We start from the raw sequence: 2,380 nt of genomic DNA, 5'->3' as shown, positions 1-2,380 counted from the left end.
GGCCGGCGCTGGCCCCCCGTCCCCGGCGACCGGGACCGCCCCTACGAGGACGCCGCCGCGGAGCTGGGGATCCCCGTGGCCGAGGTGGAGCGCCTCCTCTACGCCGACGCCCCCGCCTCCCACCGCCTGGTGCGCGCCCCGCCCCTGGACGGCGAGGCGCTGCTCCGGCGCTACAACCTGGAGCTGGCGCGCGGGGTGCTCCTGGGCGCGACGCGCGCCCGCGTCACCGCCGAGGGCGGGTGGCGCGACCTGTTCCGCGCCGTGAAGCTGGCCCGGCTCATGTACCGCGTCTCCCCCGCCCCGGGCGGGTACGCGGTGGAGCTTACCGGCCCCGCCGCCCCCTTCGTGGTGCGCCCCGAGCGCTACGGCGCCCGCCTGGCGCGCGTGGTCCCGGCGCTGGCCCGCGCGCCCGGGTGGCGGCTGGAGGCGGAGACGGTGCGCGGGGGGCGGAGCTTCCCATTCCGCCTGGACGCCGCCACGGCGCCCTTCGGCGGGGCGCCGGAAGCGGAGGCGTACGACTCCGCCTGGGAGCGGGCGCTGGCGGAGGAGCTGGGGGAGCGGTTCGGGGAGGAGCGGCGCGGCTGGACGCTGCTGCGCGAGGCCACCCCGGTGCAGGTCGGGGAGGAGGTCTTCCTCCCCGACTTCACCCTGCGTCACGCGGACGGCCGGGAGGCGCTGGTGGAGGTGGTGGGGTTCTGGACCCCGGCGTACCTGGAGGAGAAGCTGCGGAAGGTGCAGGCCGCCGGGCTCCGCAACCTGGTGCTGGTGGTGTACCGCGGGCTGGCCGCGGGGGCGGACTGGGACCGTCCGGGGGGGCCGGTGGTCTGGTTCGCGCAGCGTCCCCGGGCGGGGCCGGTGCTGGAGGCGGCGGAGCGCGTGGCGATCCCGGCCGGGGTGTGAGGAACCCCGTTTGCAGCGCCGCCCGCCCCGGGTATCTTGAGCTGCGCACGGCGGGTGCGCCTTCACGCACAGCGACGGTACGGACGAGATGAGCTACCAGGAGCCGGACCTCCCCCACGTCGTGATCGTCGGCGGGGGCTTCGGAGGGCTGAGGGCCGCCAAGGAGCTGCGGCGCGCGCCGGTGCGGATCACGCTGATCGACCGGCGCAACCACCACCTCTTCCAGCCGCTCCTCTACCAGGTCGCCACCGCGGCGCTCTCCCCGGCGGACATCGCCTCCCCCATCCGCGGCATCCTGCACCGCCAGCGGAACACCGCCGTCCTGCTGGCGGAGGTCACCGGCTTCGACCTGGAGGCGCGGCGCGTCCTCCTCGGCGACGGCGGCACCGTGGCGTACGACTTCCTGGTGGTCGCCAGCGGGGCCACGCACCACTACTTCGGACACCCGGAGTGGGAGCCCATCGCCCCGGGGCTCAAGACCATCGAGGACGCCACCGAGATCCGCCGGCGCTTCCTCCTCGCCTTCGAGGCGGCCGAGCAGGAGCCGGACCCGGAGGAGCGCCGGGCGCTGCTGACCTTCGTGGTGGTGGGGGCGGGCCCCACCGGGGTGGAGCTGGCCGGCGCCATGGCGGAGATCGCCCGCCACTCGCTGGTACGCGACTTCCGGCGCATCGATCCCTCCACCGCGCGCATCATCCTCCTGGAAGGCGGCCCCCGCGTCCTCGCCGCGTACGACCCGGGGCTCTCCGACGACGCGGAGCGGGCGCTCCGCGAGCTGGGGGTGGAGGTGCGGACCGGGGCCATCGTCACGCGGGTGGAGGCCGACGCGGTGTGCGTGGGCGAGGAGCGGATCCCCGCCCGCAACGTGGTCTGGGCGGCGGGGGTCACCGCCTCGCCGCTGGGGCGGGCGCTCGGCGTCCCCACCGACCGGGTGGGGCGCGTGCAGGTGGAGCCGGACCTCTCCATCCCCGGGCACCCGGAGGTGTTCGTGATCGGCGACCTGGCCCACCTCGCCGGGCCGGACGGGGAGCCGCTCCCCGGGGTGGCACCGGTCGCCATGCAGCAGGGGCGCTTCGTCGCCGGGAACCTCAGGCGCATCCTCCGCGGGGAGCCGCGGGCCCGCTTCCGCTACACCAATAAGGGGAACCTGGCCACCATCGGGCGCCGCAGGGCCATCCTGGAGCTGGGCGAGCTGAAGCTGTTCGGCTGGCTGGCGTGGATCCTCTGGCTCTTCGTGCACGTGTTCTACCTGATCGGCTTCCGCAACCGCGTCTCCGTGTTCCTGCAGTGGGCCTGGTCGTACGTGACCTGGGCCCGCGGGGCGCGGCTCATCACCGGCGACGTCGGGCCCGAGCTGGCCCCGCCCGGGCAGCCGCTGGGGAGCGTGCGCCCCGGGGGGCGGGCCATGGGCGAGGGGGACGAGCGGGCCGTGGAGGCCACGGGGCAGGGCGTCCCGCCGGACACCGCGCCGGGGTGGATG

The 2,380-nt window shown here is 76.3% G+C and carries 2 protein-coding genes; both read left to right on the top strand.

The genetic code is table 11. The annotated features are described in order from the left end of the window. Positions 1–900 (top strand): DUF790 family protein (locus VGR37_20410; GenBank protein HEV2149775.1); only part of this gene is annotated, 900 nt, incomplete at its 5' end. 88 nt (positions 901–988) lie between these two features. Continuing rightward, positions 989–2,380 (top strand): NAD(P)/FAD-dependent oxidoreductase (locus VGR37_20405; protein HEV2149774.1); only part of this gene is annotated, 1,392 nt, incomplete at its 3' end.

Source organism: Longimicrobiaceae bacterium (genome assembly GCA_035936415.1).
In the GTDB taxonomy this organism is placed as follows: Bacteria; Gemmatimonadota; Gemmatimonadetes; order Longimicrobiales; family Longimicrobiaceae; genus JAFAYN01.
The sequence above is the reverse complement of the archived record's forward strand: the minus strand, read 5'-3'. Positions and strand labels throughout refer to the sequence as shown.